Here is a 14,440-nt window from a genome sequence, read left to right as displayed (position 1 = left end):
ACTAATATCCATACTTGCTGGAATGTGTCGGAGATAGGCCCGATGCGTCACTGTGCCGTCGAGGCGCCTCTGATGCCAGAGTCGAACCGAATTTCGATCTCCGCGTACCGCCCCGGCCGTATCACGAGGTTGACAGGCGTGGCCTGCGGGACCGGCCGGCCGGTCGCGTTCTCGCCACGCAACTCGTAGCCGCCCGGCTCCAGGTCGATCATGAAACGCCCGTCCTCGCCTGCCTCGGTAACCGCCACCTGATGGTCGGACCCGGCCCGGAAGACCACGATCCGGGCCCTGAGGGGGACCCGCGGACACGGCGATCCGGCGTCCAGCACGGGGCAGCCGACGTCGACCGTTGCCGTGCCCCGAACTCCCGCACCCCCGGCCGTCGGTGCCGCCGGCGCGCCTCCAGGATCGGCTACCGCACACCCCGCCAGCAGTACGGCCGGCAGCACGAGGGCCATTCGCGACCAGCCTGCTCGCACACCCACAGTCATGGGACGCCGACAAGGCGCCAACGGTTGCCGCCCATGCGCCCTGTCGTTTGGAACTGCTCCGCTCGTATCGGGCCTGGCGGATTGACCGGAACGCGGCGAGGAGGCACTGCCGGCGCTCGGCACCATGCTTGAACTCCGCGCCGTCGGAGTCCTCGCGCACATCGAACTTGCGATCGGTGCCCGGGTACAGGCTTGCCGTCGAGTGGACGCCGTCACGGCGCTGCCACGTGGAGACCGTCGGGCCGGCCTACAGCCGGATGCGGCTGACCGGACCCGCCGGCCCGGAGACCAGGGTGCGAGACCTTGCCCCCGCAAGACGCCGTGCTGCTCCTTCACCTCCGCCGTCACAGCCGAACCGGCCACCGACGGCGAGTCGCTCACCCTCGACGTGCAGGTCCCCGCCCAGTACACCGACGTCCGCACCTTCCTCGCCGGCGGCCGCCGCGCACGGACGGGCCCGCGCCGTCGCGGCAGGGCAAACGCCTGATCACACCACCGCCGCCCACAATCGAGGAGAACACCGGTGCGCTCGACCAGCCGCGAGGAGCGGCAGGTGCTGCTCGACGTTGACGCGGTCACACTCGTCGAGGCCCTGCCGCCGGGGCACCATCCCGCGGGCATCGGGGCGGGCGGCCGGGTGGTCGCCCGCCCCGATCGTCGGTCAGCAGTGGGGTAGGCGGAAACTGGCGATGCGGGTCTGCCAGCCGTTGCCGTTGGGTGCCTGGGCGGCGCCGGCCTGGGTGTAGTACTCGTTGACGTACCAGAAGGTGCAGTCGTCAACGGGGTCGACGTTCATCGAGCTGTAGTCGCCCCAGCGCGAGTTGAGGCTGGTCTGGGCGGCGGTGCCGTTGACGATGGTGCCCTCACCGAGGGTGAGCAGCGAAGGTGCCTTCCTGGCGGATGGTGTATTTGCCGCGCTTGTCGCGGCGCAGCTCCCACCAACGGATACCGGCCTGCCCGGGCAGCGCCTCGACGGACTGGTTGGTGACCATGGACTCGTACGAGTCGAACGTGCGGTAGGCCAGCCGCCAGGTGGGCCGCTGCCGGTACGAGAGTACGTCGAGGTACTGGTCGGGGTTGGTGATGCCGGTTGGGGCAGGCAGTCGCGGGCGGTCGGCTGGCAGGGGAAGACCGAGTCGAACTGTGCGGTCGGGAGTTGGGTCTTGAGGCCGATCGAGGCGGTGGGGGCGGCGTTCCAGGTGACGTTGAATTCCCAGACGTTGACGGCGTCGAAGGTGGCGCCGTAGCCGGCACCGTCGTCCTGGGTGCCGACGATCGGTGCGGGCGAGCCGGCCGGGGGTGGCTTGGGTCCGTCCGCGTCCGCGGGGAGTAGGCCGTCGCCGATGAGGTTCAGCGGAACCCTGCCCTCCTGAAGCAGGAAGCCCACCGCCCGGGCGTTCGGGTCGCCGGCGATCATCCGGTCCCGTTCGAGGCCGTAGACGCCGATGCCGTAGACGGACGGGTCGACGGTGCCGAACTCGCGGGTGGTGATCAGGTAGGAGTCGCCCCAGATCCCGTACTTCGGGTAGTCCGGGAAGTTGTAGCCGGTGCTGAACGCGTACCGGTAGTAGAAGCCGGTCGGGTCACCGGTGGTGGAGACGGCGACGCAGTTGTAGAAGAGGTTGGCCGGCTCGTTCGGGTAGTTCGAGCCACGGGTGGTGAACTGGGTGAGAATCCAGCGGTCGGCCCGCTGGTCGTAGAGCACGACCGGGTCGCCGGAGTCGTCGGTGCACTCGTCGACCGCGAAGCCGGCCCACAGGTCGCCGAGCGCCAGGGGGCCCAGCAGCATCTGACCGCTCTTGGAGTAGACGCCGAAGACCAGGTTGACCATCTCGACGTAGTGGTTCGGGCCGACGTCACCGACCGGGTCGGGCGGGTTGACCCGGCGGCCCGTGACGTTGAAGTTGTCCTGGTTGCTGAGGCCCTCGAAGTTCGCGGTGGTGCCGCCGATCGTGCGGGGCGGCTTCTTGGCTTGGATCGCCTGGTCGGGGGTGTGGCCGCGGTCGCTGAGCCGCGGTCCGCGTTCCTCGGGCAACTGCCACGGCGTGGACGCCAGCGAGCGCCGGGCGGTGCTGGCGATGTCGCGCAGGGGCGCGGTGACGTCGAAGGCGGCGGGCTCGCTGAAGGTCGCCTTGCCCGGTGCGGGCGCCGGGTCCGGTTGCGCTTGGGCTGTGTGGGTTGGCGCGAGCAGGCTGGCCAGCAGTACGCCGACTCCCAGGGACGCGAGGCGTCGGATCCGTCGTCGTTGACTTCCGTCGATCATGCGATCCTCCCGATGATCCACTGTGGTAGATCTTTCGGGACACCCTGGGGGGCGATCGTCACCGGCCCGCCGCGTGAATCGCGTCTGGATTTTGGCGCGGGAAGGGACATTCCGGCCGGCGACCCGGGGTATCGGCGCGTCCGGTAGAGGGCATGGCGTGATCAGCTGAGCGGTCGGCGGAACTCCGGGCGGCGATGGTCCGGCGCTTGTGGAGCATGCCACCGGTCCGGTCCGGTCCGGTCCGGTCCGGTCCGGTCCGGTCATCGGGAGGCGGGTATGTCGGGCCGTGGTGGCGATGTCGCTGCACACCCTCGTCACCATCGCGGGCTCCCGCTGAAGCATCGAGGAGTTGTGCCAGACCGGCAAGGGTCAGGTCGACCTGGACCACTGCCAGGTCCGCGGCTGGACCAGCTGGCACCCGCTGATGCGGCCCAGCAGGGGAGCACATCGTCCTCCCGGCTGCTGCTACCGATGCGGATGTAGCAGCCGTTACAATCCGACGCGTGGCGGATGATTCTCTTGACTGGTTACTGACGGTGCTCCGACTACCGACTGGGCCGTCTCGGCATCGGGTCGCGGTCTGGCGAGAACTACGCCGGGTCGGTGCCATCCCGGTCGGCGGAGGTGTCTGGGCCGCACCCGCCGCACCGGTCTTCGCCACCGGCCTCGATCGCGTCGCGGAGCTAGTCCACCGCGCCGACGGCCAGATGCTCATGCTCGACGCCGCCGCCCGCGACGAGCCCAGCCGGGCCAGCCTGATCCGGGAGTTCAACGCCGCCCGCGCCGAAGAGTGGACCGAGTTCGTCTCTGAATGCGACAAGTACGAAGCCGAGATCGCCAAAGAGAAGCGCATCGGCAAGCTCACCGTCGCTGAACTCGACGAGGAAGAACAGAGCCTGGACCGGCTACGCCGCTGGTTCCGCGAACTCAAGGCCCGCGACATCTACGGCGTCGCCGAGGGCGTCCAGGCCGAGGACCGCCTCAAGCACTGCACCGAGGTCCTCGACGGCTACGCCGACGACGTCTACCAAGCCGTGCACGCCCCACTCGGTCAAGAGGTGCCCAATGCGTGACTGGCTTATCGGCCTGGCCATCGCGGTCGTGCTGCTGCTCGCCTCGTGGGCGCTGCTGATCCTGCTGGCCCGCCGGCTACCGCCCGGCATCCTGCGCGACCTCGCCGCCTTCATCCCCGACTGTGTCACCACCGTCCGGCGGCTCCGCAGAGATCCCCGAGTGCCCCGCCGGGCAAAGATCGCCGTCCTGATCGCCGGACTCTGGGTGGCCAGCCCGATCGACCTCATCCCCGAATTCCTGCCCGTCATCGGCCCCCTCGACGACATCGTCGTGGTCGCGCTCGCTCTCCGCTACGCCGGTCGACAGGTTCCCCGGGAAGTCCTGATGGCCGCCTGGCCCGGCGAACCCCGAATCATCGAACGACTTCTTGGCAAGCCATCAGCCTGACTGGCAACCCTCGGGTGATAGCCCTTCGGGTCGACCGGTGTCTCCTCGCCCACCAGACACTGCGCAAACGCTCCGGAAACCCCGGACACGCGTCGCCGCATCAATCGTGACCCGCCAGATTCACGCCGTTACAACCAGCCAGGTCACTAACGCCGGCGGCACCCGGAGCCGCTGCACCACAAGCAGGAGGCCAAGCCGAAGACGATAGAGGTGGCAGGCTGAGCCGGTGATGGTGCACGAGCTGCTGGTCCTGGTCGCCGCGTCCGCCGCCGCGTTCACCCTGGCCGCGTTGTCCGCGGTCGCAGGGTTCGGCGGCGGGGTGTTGCTGCTGCCGGTGTTCACCGCCCTGTTCGGGCTGCGCGTGGCCGTGCCGATGCTGACCCTCACCCAACTGTCCAGCAACGCCTCCCGGGTCTGGCTCAACCGCCACCATCTGCGCTGGCCCCTGATCGGCTGGTTCGCCGCCGGCGCCGTCCCCCTGGCCATCGCCGGCGGGCTGTTGCTGGCCCACGCCCCCCTTCGCCCTCTCAAGCGCCTGCTCGGCGTGTTCCTCATCGGCGTGGTCATCTGGCGACGCCTCAACCCACACCCCCGCAAACCCCGCGACCGGACCTTCGCCGCCGTCGGCGCCGCCTCCGGCCTCGGCTCCGCCCTCCTCGGCTCGGTCGGCCCGCTGACCGCCCCGTTCTTCCTCGCCGGCCTGTGACTCCCAAGCCAACAGGGACGCCGCAGGTATTGGCTGGACGCTACGGACGACGCCAAATTCGACGAATAGCACTGATTCTGAATAGGTGCATTCCACCGGTGCGCCGTCCTCTACGCCTGCGAACTCTGGCGTCCCACCGAAAGCGCTACAGAGGACATGCGCCCCGCTTGCGGGCGGTACGGCTCTCTGTCGTACCGCCCGGAAGGACGTCAGCAGAGCCCCTCGCACCCGCCGCCGCCCGGCAACGTACCCGCGTCCCTGGGGCTGGGCAGCCCGGGGTGGCCTTCGGGCTGGGCCTGGGTGACCCGCTTGGGCTCGGTCAGCAGGAAGAGTTCGCCCACCGTGCCGTCGACCAGCATGATCGTGGACGGGTTGGCGGGGTTCTCCGGCTGCTCCTCCATCCCCGGGGCGTTCCAACCCGGGACCACGTTGACCGCCGCGCCACGCAGGCGCAACACACCGTCGACCCTCTCCTGCGTCACCATCGAGTTGTACGCCTGCTCGGGATCGATGTACTTCGTGGTGTCGGGGTAGTCGGTGCACTGCTTTCCGCTGGCGTCGCACACCGCGGTGTTTGTGCTCTTGGAGGTCGCGCCGCTGGAGGACGTGGCTTCTTTCGTGGTGACGGTGACGGTGCCCATGAGCTTGCCGTCTCCGTCGCGGATGTACTCCGTGGTGACGGTCGTCGTCGTCGACGACCCGTCCTTCTCCTTGCGGTGCTCGGTGTCCTTCGACTGGATCAGGTTGTCGTCGCTGTCCAGGAGCGCCTCGCTGCTGTAGGTGACCTCGGTGGTGCCCTCATGGACGGTGCCGCCATGCTTGACAGTGGTGCCCGCCTTGTTGCCGTCCTTGTCGGTGATTTCGATGCTGGCCCCGTTGTCGATGGGCGTGGTGGTCCGCTTGGAGCCGTCGGCATAGGTATCGACGGTGTCGCCCCACCAGTTCTTCTCGGTGCTGACGATCCCGCCCCCGAACACGTGGGTCCTCGGGCTTTTCTCACCCGCGCTGATCAGGCTGGCCTCCATGCCGTTTACCCGGGCGCCTGGCCGGGCCCCGCCCGGCTGGACCCCCTCGATGCCGAGCGAGAAGCCGCTGTGCTCAGGCGAGATGCCGAACTTGTTCAGCTGCTCGCCGGAGACGCCCATCCGGGTGAGCGCGTCGGCGCGCTTGTGGAGCGGGAACGCCCCGAGCGGGTCGACGCCCAGCGCCTCGCGCGCCTTGATGATCTCGGCGGGGAACGCCACCAGGGAGGCGAGGCCATACTCGAACGACGGCAGCTTGCGGTCGATGAGCAGCTCGGCGATCAGTTCCAGGCCCGGCCGGCTGGCCGGATCGTACGGGTCGGAGCCGGCTTGCAGCTCGTCGGCGTCGCAGACCCCGTCGTGGTCGGCGTCGACCACCGACCAGGCGACGTAGCATGCTGTCGGGTCGCAAAGCCGCAGCGTGCTGTACTTCTTGGTCGGCTCCTCGGCGGCGGCAGCCGGCGTGATCACACTTGCTGCCAGGGCGGCGACCAGGGCAGTTGCCAGACCTGCTCTGAATATGTTTCGCATCATGCGCGAACGATCCCACCGGGCCCGGTGGACCGCCGCTCTCTGTCGGCAACATGCCAGAACATGCCCTGCGTGCGTTAAGGCTATGCGCCAGCGGAGCCGATCTGGACCCGTCCCGATTCGTCGTCTTGCCTGATCGCCGCCGTCATCGGCACGCTCTGCGGCGTCATGGTTGGATTCATGCCGTGGCGAAGATCGAGGAGTTGCTGGCAGCCGCTGCCCTTTTCGGGGTCTACTGCCGTTCTCGTGGGTCGGGTTCATGATCGTCCGGGTAGTGGTGGGCAGAGGCCGCCGCGGCGGAGGTTGGCCATGGTGATCAACGCTTTGGCGCTGTGGTAGCCGTAGGCCTGGCGGGTCAGCACGCGCAGGTGGACGTTGTTGGCCTCGATGCGGGCGTTGGACAGTCCGCTGTCGAGCATGTTGTGGATCGCGGGCAGGTGACGGCGAATCGTCTTGGCCAGCTTGACGAACGGGGCCAGCTTCGACCGGCTCGCCCAGCGTAGCCACGCCTGCAGCAGGAGCCTGCCGTCGGCGCCCTTGACCGCGATGATCTCCCGGAACTGTTCCTTGAGCAGGTACGCCCGGTACAGCGGCCGGTTGGTGGCCTGGATCGTGGCCAGGGTCGCCTTCTGCTTGTCGGTCAGGTTCGGCGGGTTCTTCCACAGCGCCCACCGGGCGTCTTTGAGGGTCTTGGACGCCTCGGTGCGGCCGCCTTTGCCGCCACGGGCGGTGTTCCACACCGCCCGGCGTACCTCGTCGAGGGCGTCGGTGACCCAGGCGACCAGGTGATAGGGGTCAAGGCAGCGGACCGCCTGCGGCGCCCGCTCGGCCACCACGTCACCGATCCAGGCGGCGGCGTCGGCCGACACGTGGGTCAGCGCCGCGGCCCGCTGCGCGCCCAGCTCGTCGAAGAACGCGGCGACGGTGGCCTTGTCCCGCCCGTCGGCGGCCCACACCAGGCGGCCGGTGTCGTGATCGACGACCAGGGTCAGGTAGCGCTGGCCCTTGCGGTAGGCGACCTCGTCGATACCGATCCGTTTGAGTCCGGCCAGTCGATCGGTGCCGGCGGCGGCAGCGTCGACGACCCGGCCGACGATGGCGACCACGCTGCGCCAGGCGATGCGTAGCAGCCCGGTCACCGCCGACGCGGACGTGCGCGCGGCCAGCCACGCCGCGGTGTCCTCGAACGCCGTGGTGAACCGGGCACCGTGACGCGCCCACGGCACCGCGATCACCGTCGGCCCGTGCTCGGCACAGTCGACCCGAGGCACGGCGGCCTCGATGACCACCCGCAGCGTGCCGAAGTCCAGGTGCCGCCACCGCCGTCTGCCCCAGCCGCGGTCGTACCACGGCGCGCGAGCCCGGCAGCGCCCGCAGCGACGCGCCGCGCCCTTGCGCGGCCGGGCAGAGATCACCAAGACCTCACCGTCGGTGTCGTCATCGAGGCGCACGCCCTCGACGACGGCCCGTTCCAGCCCTGCCTGTCGATGCAATAACCTGGTCAAACGCACGCCGTTTCCCAATCTTCAGTTTCTGACCTTCGACAAGCCAGAAACCTAGACGGGACACGGCGTGCCCTGTTGATCAGGGCGTCAACCCACCCACGAGAACATCACAAGAGCCCCTTTTCGGCAATCATGCCGACTGGCTGTGCCGAGCAATACGCCGACGCACCGGCGAAACGACGACAATCGGGCCTTGAGGTGCGGGAATGCGCCAGCGCCAGGGCAAAGTCGGTTGATCATGGCCGGGACGCGTTGAACAGAGCGGGGATGAGCATTTCGTCGGCGTGGTGACGTTCCATGACCTGCTTGATCCTGGAGTGTCCGGCAAGGTGGATCAGGGGGTAAGCCCCTACCCCATCGGGGGTGCAAATCCCCTCCGGTCCGCCAGTGCCCGGGATCTATTCGCCCGGCCGTGCGCGGCGATGCCGCGTTCCGGGCGTGCTGACCAGCAGGGCCGTCACGGGCGGCAACGCGGCCCGGGCCGAGTGGCGGGCGCACCGCCCCCCCGGTGCGCGCCTGGCGGGATCTCCTGCTCGCCGAGGACGGCCGGCAACCGCTTCCCCCGGTGCCGCCCGAGGCGGCGGGCCTGCCGGTCCGCCTCGCCACCGCACTGGCCCGGCCGGGCATGCCGCGACGAGCGGGCAGCCGGCCGGGGAGGCGCTCGCCGCGGCGGAATCCCTGGCCGCCGGCCTGGCTGGCGACCGGCTCGGCGTGGTCGCCCGGGCGCGGATCCTCGCCGTGCGGCTGCGCTGCCCGGGCGAACTGGGGCCCGAGGCCGACACGGTCCGCGCCGTCGTCCGCGACCTGGGGACGGACCGGGACGACTTCCTTGCGCGCGACGCCGCGCTGGCGCACCTGGCGGTCACGTGGTCGGCTGAGCAGCCCGAGCTGACCGTCCACCACGACCCCGAGGTGCTGCCGGGCGCCGAGCCGGTGGGTGCCGCTCTGGTCCGGTTCTTCGAACTGCTCGCGGAGCGGCCCGACATCGAGGCGGACCGGGCCGCCGACCTGCTGCGCGCGACCTGGCTGCGGGCGGCCGACGTCCCGACCACGGCCGCGCCGACCTGACATGGCGTACCGCCGCTCCGGGCTGCTCCGGCAGCACGACTTCCGGTCCCTGTGGCTCGGGGCGGTCGCGAGCCAGTTCGGCGCCCGGATGGCCCTGGTGGCGCTGCCGTTGGTGGCGGTCGGCCCGATGCACGCCTCCGCGTGGCAGGTGGGTCTGGTCGGCACGCTGGGCACGGTCGCGTTCCTGGTCGTCGGCCTGCCCGCCGGCGCGGTCGTCGACCAGGTGCGGCAGCGGCGGCTGCTCATCGGCACCGACCTGGGGCGGGCCGCGCTCATCGCCTCGCTGTCCGTGCCGGCGGCGCCGGGCGGCGTGGCGCTCGGCCAGTTGTACGTCGTCGTCCTCGGCGTCGGGGTGCTCACGGTGTTCTTCGACGTCGCGCACCAGAGCTACCTCCCGCGGGTGGTGCGGCCCGAGGAGCTGGTCGAGGGCGACGCCCGCCTGAGCACCACCCTCGCGGTGGCGCAGGTCGCGGGTCCCGCACTGGCCGGGCTGGCCGTCGAGCTGGCCGGCACCGGACCCGCCGTCCTGCTGATCGCGGCGGGGTTCGCCGGGTCCGCCGCGTACCTGGCCCGGATCCGTACAACATGTTTGCCCTGGTGTTGCAGACGATGGTGCCGGTGCGCCTGGTCAGCGAGCTGGGCGCGTCCCCGGCGACGGCCAGCGCGTACTTCAGCGCGGGCGGCACCGGCGGGATCCTCGGCGCGGTGGTGGCCCGGCGCCTGGCCCAGCGGCTCGGGCAGAATCACTCGGCCTGGCTCTGCCTCCTCGTCACCGCGCCGTTCGCGCTGCTCACACCCCTGTTCGACAGCGCCGGCCGGATCTGGCTGGCGGCCGGCGGCTACCTGCTGCTGTGGGCGGGTGCGACGGCCTCCAATGTGGCCCAGGTCAGTCTGCGCCAGCAGCTGTGCCCGCCCGAGCTGCTCGGCCGGATGAATGCCACCATGCGGTTCCTGCTCGGCAGGGCGATGCCGCTGGGCGCGCTGCTGGGCACCGTGCTGGGGGCCGCCGCCGGCGCCCGGGTGGCCCTGTGGGTGGGTGCGGTCGGCCTGCTCCTCTCCTGCCTGCCGCTGCTGCGCCTGGGCGTCCCGGCCGACCGCCAGCCCGCGTAGGCCACCTGTGGCGGGAGCCTGAAGTGGACACCATGTCCGACTGCACCGGCTCAGCCCCCGAGCCGGTCTCCCAGCAACAGGGGGTTCCGGCAGTCCTGGCGGAAGCACCAACGGATATGGGGCTCTTGTGATGTTCTCGTGGGTGGGTTGACGCCCTGATCAACAGGGCACGCCGTGTCCCGTCTAGGTTTCTGGCTTGTCGAAGGTCAGAAACTGAAGATTGGGAAACGGCGTGCGTTTGACCAGGTTATTGCATCGACAGGCAGGGCTGGAACGGGCCGTCGTCGAGGGCGTGCGCCTCGATGACGACACCGACGGTGAGGTCTTGGTGATCTCTGCCCGGCCGCGCAAGGGCGCGGCGCGTCGCTGCGGGCGCTGCCGGGCTCGCGCGCCGTGGTACGACCGCGGCTGGGGCAGGCGGCGGTGGCGGCACCTGGACTTCGGCACGCTGCGGGTGGTCATCGAGGCCGCCGTGCCTCGGGTCGACTGTGCCGAGCACGGGCCGACGGTGATCGCGGTGCCGTGGGCGCGTCACGGTGCCCGGTTCACCACGGCGTTCGAGGACACCGCGGCGTGGCTGGCCGCGCGCACGTCCGCGTCGGCGGTGACCGGGCTGCTACGCATCGCCTGGCGCAGCGTGGTCGCCATCGTGGCTCTTCGAAGTTGAGCGGGGTTCGCGGATGAGCCGACCTGAGCGTGAGGGGCTCGCAGCCCGTCGGTGATCATCTGAGTGTCTGGTTCGGATGGTCACATGTGAAGAGCTGCGAGCATGGTCAACGATACGACCCGGCTGCTGGGCCTGGACGGGCTGGCTGCCGATCGGGTCGAGCTGGATTCTGACGGCGTCCCGGTGGTCGGCTTGTCTACCGCCGATGAGCAGGCGCGATGCTGCCCGGACTGCGGTGTGCGAGCACAACGGGTCAAGGGATGGGTGACGACCCGGCCACGGGACCTGCCCGTGGCCGGCCGAGCGACGCGGTTGCGGTGGCGTAAACGCCGCTGGCACTGTGACCAGGCCGGCTGCCCGCGCCGGACGTTCACCGAACACGTGGCGCAGGTTCCGGCAAGAGCCCGGCTGACCGCACGGTTACGGCAGGCCGCCGGGGCAGCCGTCGCCGACGCCGGCCGCACGATCGTGCAGGCCGCCCGCGATCACGGCCTGTCCTGGCCGGTGGTCGCGGCAGCGTTCACCGCCCACGCCGAGCAGGTGCTACCGGACGAGCCCGATCCCGTCACCGTGCTGGGCATCGATGAGGTCCGCCGCGGCAAGCCCCGGTGGACGTTCGACGAGGCCACGCAGTCGTGGACCACGACCGCCGACCGGTGGCACGTCGGGTTCTGTGATCTGACCGACGGGCAAGGGCTTCTCGCCCAGATCGAGGGTCGTACCAGCAGTGCGGTGACCGACTGGCTGCGGCAACGTCCCGCCGCCTGGCGCAAACAGATCGAGGCGGTCGCGATCGACATGTGCACCGTGTTCAAGGCCGCCGTCCGCGAGGCCCTGCCCCACGCGATCCTGGTGGTGGACCACTTCCACGTCGTGCAACTGGCCAACCGGGCCGTCACCGAGGTCCGCCGCCGGATGACCGCTACCCATCGGGGCCGCCGTGGCCGGGCCAGCGACCCCGAATGGCAGCTGCGCAACCGCCTGACCCGCTCAGCGGCCCGGATGCATGCCCGGCACGTCGACCGTCTGGTCGACACCCTCACCGCCCTACCCACCCGCATCGGCGCACCGATCCTGGCCGCATGGAACGCCAAAGAAGACCTGCTCGACCTGCTCGCGACCGCCCGCACCCACCCCGACCGGGAAGCCATCAGCCGACTGCTGCACCGCTTTTACACCCGCTGCGCCACCACGGACCTGCCCGAACTGCAGCGCCTCGCCACCACCATCGAGACCTGGTGGCCGCAAATCCTCGCCTTCCTGCATACCGGAATCACCAACGCTGGCAGCGAGGGCACCAACCGCGTCATCAAGACGATCGCCCGCGACGCCTACGGCTTCCGCAACCCCGAAAACCAGCGCCTACGCACCCGTGCCGCCACCACCCGCCGCCACCGCGGACACCTCAACCCCGTCTAACTTCGAAGAGCCGCCATCGTCGGCCGGGTCGTCGACGCTGCCGCCGCCGGCACCGATCGACTGGCCGGACTCAAACGGATCGGTATCGACGAGGTCGCCTACCGCAAGGGCCAGCGCTACCTGACCCTGGTCGTCGATCACGACACCGGCCGCCTGGTGTGGGCCGCCGACGGGCGGGACAAGGCCACCGTCGCCGCGTTCTTCGACGAGCTGGGCGCGCAGCGGGCCGCGGCGCTGACCCACGTGTCGGCCGACGCCGCCGCCTGGATCGGTGACGTGGTGGCCGAGCGGGCGCCGCAGGCGGTCCGCTGCCTTGACCCCTATCACCTGGTCGCCTGGGTCACCGACGCCCTCGACGAGGTACGCCGGGCGGTGTGGAACACCGCCCGTGGCGGCAAAGGCGGCCGCACCGAGGCGTCCAAGACCCTCAAAGACGCCCGGTGGGCGCTGTGGAAGAACCCGCCGAACCTGACCGACAAGCAGAAGGCGACCCTGGCCACGATCCAGGCCACCAACCGGCCGCTGTACCGGGCGTACCTGCTCAAGGAACAGTTCCGGGAGATCATCGCGGTCAAGGGCGCCGACGGCAGGCTCCTGCTGCAGGCGTGGCTACGCTGGGCGAGCCGGTCGAAGCTGGCCCCGTTCGTCAAGCTGGCCAAGACGATTCGCCGTCACCTGCCCGCGATCCACAACATGCTCGACAGCGGACTGTCCAACGCCCGCATCGAGGCCAACAACGTCCACCTGCGCGTGCTGACCCGCCAGGCCTACGGCTACCACAGCGCCAAAGCGTTGATCACCATGGCCAACCTCCGCCGCGGCGGCCTCTGCCCACCACTACCCGGACGATCATGAACCCGACCCACGAGAACGGCAGTAGACCCGGATATGGCTCCTCGGCGTGGTCCGGTGCTCATCCACCGCGGCGGCCAGACACCACCACGGCGCTCATACGAGCCACGCCACAACGACTCAACAAAGCACTACTAGCCAGATAGCGCCATGGCGAGCCGGGCGATGCCCTCAGGAATTCGGTCAGGCGAGGTGCTGGCGTAGTTGAGCCGAGCGGCCTGGTGACCACGCCTGGGGTCGAAATAAAACAGCGAGCCGGGAATGTAGGCAACACCCGCCTTCAGTGCCCGGTCGAGGGCTGCGGTGAAGTCGACGGAGTTTGGCCCTTCGAGCCATAGGAACATGCCGCCCGAGGGTCTGGTCCAGGTATAGCCGGCACTGCCCGGGAAATGTTGTGCGAGCGCCTGGTCCATGACCCTGTACCGATCGGCGTAGGCGGTGCGGAGGGACCGGAGGTGGTCCGTGAGAAAAGACTTTCCAGGGTCCAGGAATCGAGCTGCGATGGCTTGGGTGAATCCCGAGGCCTGCATGTTGTAGGCCGACTTGACGCGTCGGGCGTGCTCCACGAAGGCGGGCGGAGCCACGAGAGCGCCTACGCGCATGGCGGGGGCGAGGATCTTCGAGACGGAAGAGGCGTAGAGGACGTGGTCGGGCGCGTAGGACTGCAGGGGCGGCAGGGGATCGCCGGTGAACCGGAGCTGCGTGTAGACGCCGTCTTCTATCGCCATGACGCCGGTGTCCTCGATGATCAGCGCCAAGCGCTCCCGGCGCGCGGCGGGCATGACCCGCCCGGACGGATTCTGGAAATCGGGCATGACCGACAGGAGCTTGGGCTGATGCAGTGCGATGGCCTCGACGACGGCTTCGGGGATGATGCCGTCGTCGTCACAGTCCACATGGATCACCCTGGCCCCGCAGCGCTGAAAGGCGCTCATGGCACCGGGGAAGGCCGGGCTCTCGACCAGGACGACATCTCCGGGGTTGAGAGTGAGTTCTGCGGCCAGGCTGATGGCCTCCATGCCCCCGCTCGTTATCAGCAGGCCATCGGGCGTGCACCGGACGCCCTGACCCTGGAGCAGCCGAGCAAAGTGCGCACGCAGCGACGGCAGGCCCTGGGGCATGGTGTAGTTGAGTAGGTCGAGGTGCTGGTCGGCCTGGCGGGCGTCTTGAACCAGGGCTTCGAGCAGGTCGTTGGGGAGCAGGCGGTTGTCGGGCGAGCCGGCGGCCAGCGAGACAAACGAGGAATCGGCCGCTTGTCGCGACATGACTTTGCCAAATATCGGCGCGATGGGGTCAGCGACGGCCCGATCGGCTAGGGACGACAGCGGGGTGGTTGCCGGCATGG

At 69.8% G+C, this 14,440-nt stretch carries 13 protein-coding genes and 3 pseudogenes; 11 read left to right on the top strand and 5 right to left on the bottom strand.

The window, feature by feature from the left end:
- Positions 1-47 precede the first annotated feature (47 nt).
- Complete coding sequence (locus JD77_RS32575; RefSeq protein WP_170286588.1) at positions 48-212, bottom strand: hypothetical protein; 165 nt, start codon at positions 210-212, stop codon at positions 48-50.
- 802 nt (positions 213-1,014) lie between these two features.
- Here JD77_RS32575 and JD77_RS32570 point away from each other — a divergent pair.
- Positions 1,015-1,167: a hypothetical protein gene (locus JD77_RS32570; protein WP_170286587.1), complete on the top strand. Its 153-nt coding sequence runs from the start codon at positions 1,015-1,017 to the stop codon at positions 1,165-1,167.
- Here the strand turns inward: JD77_RS32570 and JD77_RS29145 are convergent.
- Positions 1,153-2,754, bottom strand: a complete 1,602-nt coding sequence (locus tag JD77_RS29145; RefSeq protein ID WP_145777056.1) for a hypothetical protein — start codon at positions 2,752-2,754, stop codon at positions 1,153-1,155. The genes JD77_RS32570 and JD77_RS29145 overlap by 15 nt on opposite strands.
- Positions 2,755-3,052: 298 nt before the next feature.
- Between JD77_RS29145 and JD77_RS35780 the strand changes: the two are divergent.
- The 4 genes and pseudogenes from JD77_RS35780 to JD77_RS29130 form a co-directional block, all read left to right on the top strand.
- Positions 3,053-3,172: pseudogene (locus JD77_RS35780) on the top strand (IS701 family transposase); the annotation flags it as partial.
- A gap of 85 nt (positions 3,173-3,257) precedes the next feature.
- Positions 3,258-3,827 carry a Chromate resistance protein ChrB gene (locus JD77_RS29140; protein ID WP_145777055.1) on the top strand — a complete coding sequence of 190 codons (570 nt, stop codon included), beginning with the start codon at positions 3,258-3,260 and terminating at the stop codon, positions 3,825-3,827.
- Positions 3,820-4,215: a YkvA family protein gene (locus JD77_RS29135; protein ID WP_145777054.1), complete on the top strand. Its 396-nt coding sequence runs from the start codon at positions 3,820-3,822 to the stop codon at positions 4,213-4,215. The genes JD77_RS29140 and JD77_RS29135 overlap by 8 nt, the downstream gene beginning before the upstream one ends.
- A 229-nt stretch (positions 4,216-4,444) precedes the next feature.
- A complete protein-coding gene (locus tag JD77_RS29130; RefSeq protein WP_246141363.1) occupies positions 4,445-4,921 on the top strand; it encodes a sulfite exporter TauE/SafE family protein in 477 nt (158 codons plus the stop codon).
- 209 nt (positions 4,922-5,130) lie between these two features.
- Here the strand turns inward: JD77_RS29130 and JD77_RS29125 are convergent, their stop codons facing one another.
- Complete coding sequence (locus tag JD77_RS29125) at positions 5,131-6,414, bottom strand: hypothetical protein (RefSeq protein WP_145777053.1); 1,284 nt, start codon at positions 6,412-6,414, stop codon at positions 5,131-5,133.
- Positions 6,415-6,731: 317 nt separating this feature from the next.
- Positions 6,732-7,985, bottom strand: a complete 1,254-nt coding sequence (locus JD77_RS29120) for an ISL3 family transposase (protein ID WP_145772635.1) — start codon at positions 7,983-7,985, stop codon at positions 6,732-6,734.
- A gap of 705 nt (positions 7,986-8,690) precedes the next feature.
- On the opposite strand from JD77_RS29120, the gene JD77_RS29115 reads away from it, so the two are divergent.
- The 6 genes and pseudogenes from JD77_RS29115 (at position 8,691) to JD77_RS29090 (ending at position 13,098) form a co-directional block, all read left to right on the top strand.
- Entirely contained in the window at positions 8,691-9,047 is a 357-nt protein-coding gene (locus JD77_RS29115) for a hypothetical protein (protein WP_145777052.1), read from the top strand.
- Between the two features lies 1 nt (position 9,048).
- Positions 9,049-9,603 (top strand): annotated as a pseudogene (locus JD77_RS35775) (MFS transporter); the annotation flags it as partial.
- Between the two features lie 41 nt (positions 9,604-9,644).
- Positions 9,645-10,157, top strand: a complete 513-nt coding sequence (locus JD77_RS34435; RefSeq protein ID WP_246141079.1) for an MFS transporter — start codon at positions 9,645-9,647, stop codon at positions 10,155-10,157.
- A gap of 232 nt (positions 10,158-10,389) precedes the next feature.
- A pseudogene (locus JD77_RS29100) lies at positions 10,390-10,812 on the top strand (transposase family protein); the annotation flags it as partial.
- A 114-nt stretch (positions 10,813-10,926) separates the two neighbouring features.
- Positions 10,927-12,243, top strand: a complete 1,317-nt coding sequence (locus tag JD77_RS29095; RefSeq protein ID WP_145774162.1) for an ISL3 family transposase — start codon at positions 10,927-10,929, stop codon at positions 12,241-12,243.
- 15 nt (positions 12,244-12,258) lie between these two features.
- Entirely contained in the window at positions 12,259-13,098 is an 840-nt protein-coding gene (locus JD77_RS29090) for an ISL3 family transposase (protein ID WP_145777048.1), read from the top strand.
- Between the two features lie 131 nt (positions 13,099-13,229).
- Here JD77_RS29090 and JD77_RS29085 read toward each other — a convergent pair whose 3' ends face one another.
- Positions 13,230-14,438 carry an aminotransferase-like domain-containing protein gene (locus JD77_RS29085; RefSeq protein WP_145777047.1) on the bottom strand — a complete coding sequence of 403 codons (1,209 nt, stop codon included), beginning with the start codon at positions 14,436-14,438 and terminating at the stop codon, positions 13,230-13,232.
- Positions 14,439-14,440: the final 2 nt, after the last annotated feature.

It is taken from the genome of Micromonospora olivasterospora (assembly GCF_007830265.1).
In the GTDB taxonomy this organism is placed as follows: domain Bacteria; phylum Actinomycetota; class Actinomycetes; order Mycobacteriales; family Micromonosporaceae; genus Micromonospora; species Micromonospora olivasterospora.
Note: the sequence above shows the minus strand (reverse complement) of the source record. Positions and strands in the feature narration are given on the sequence as shown.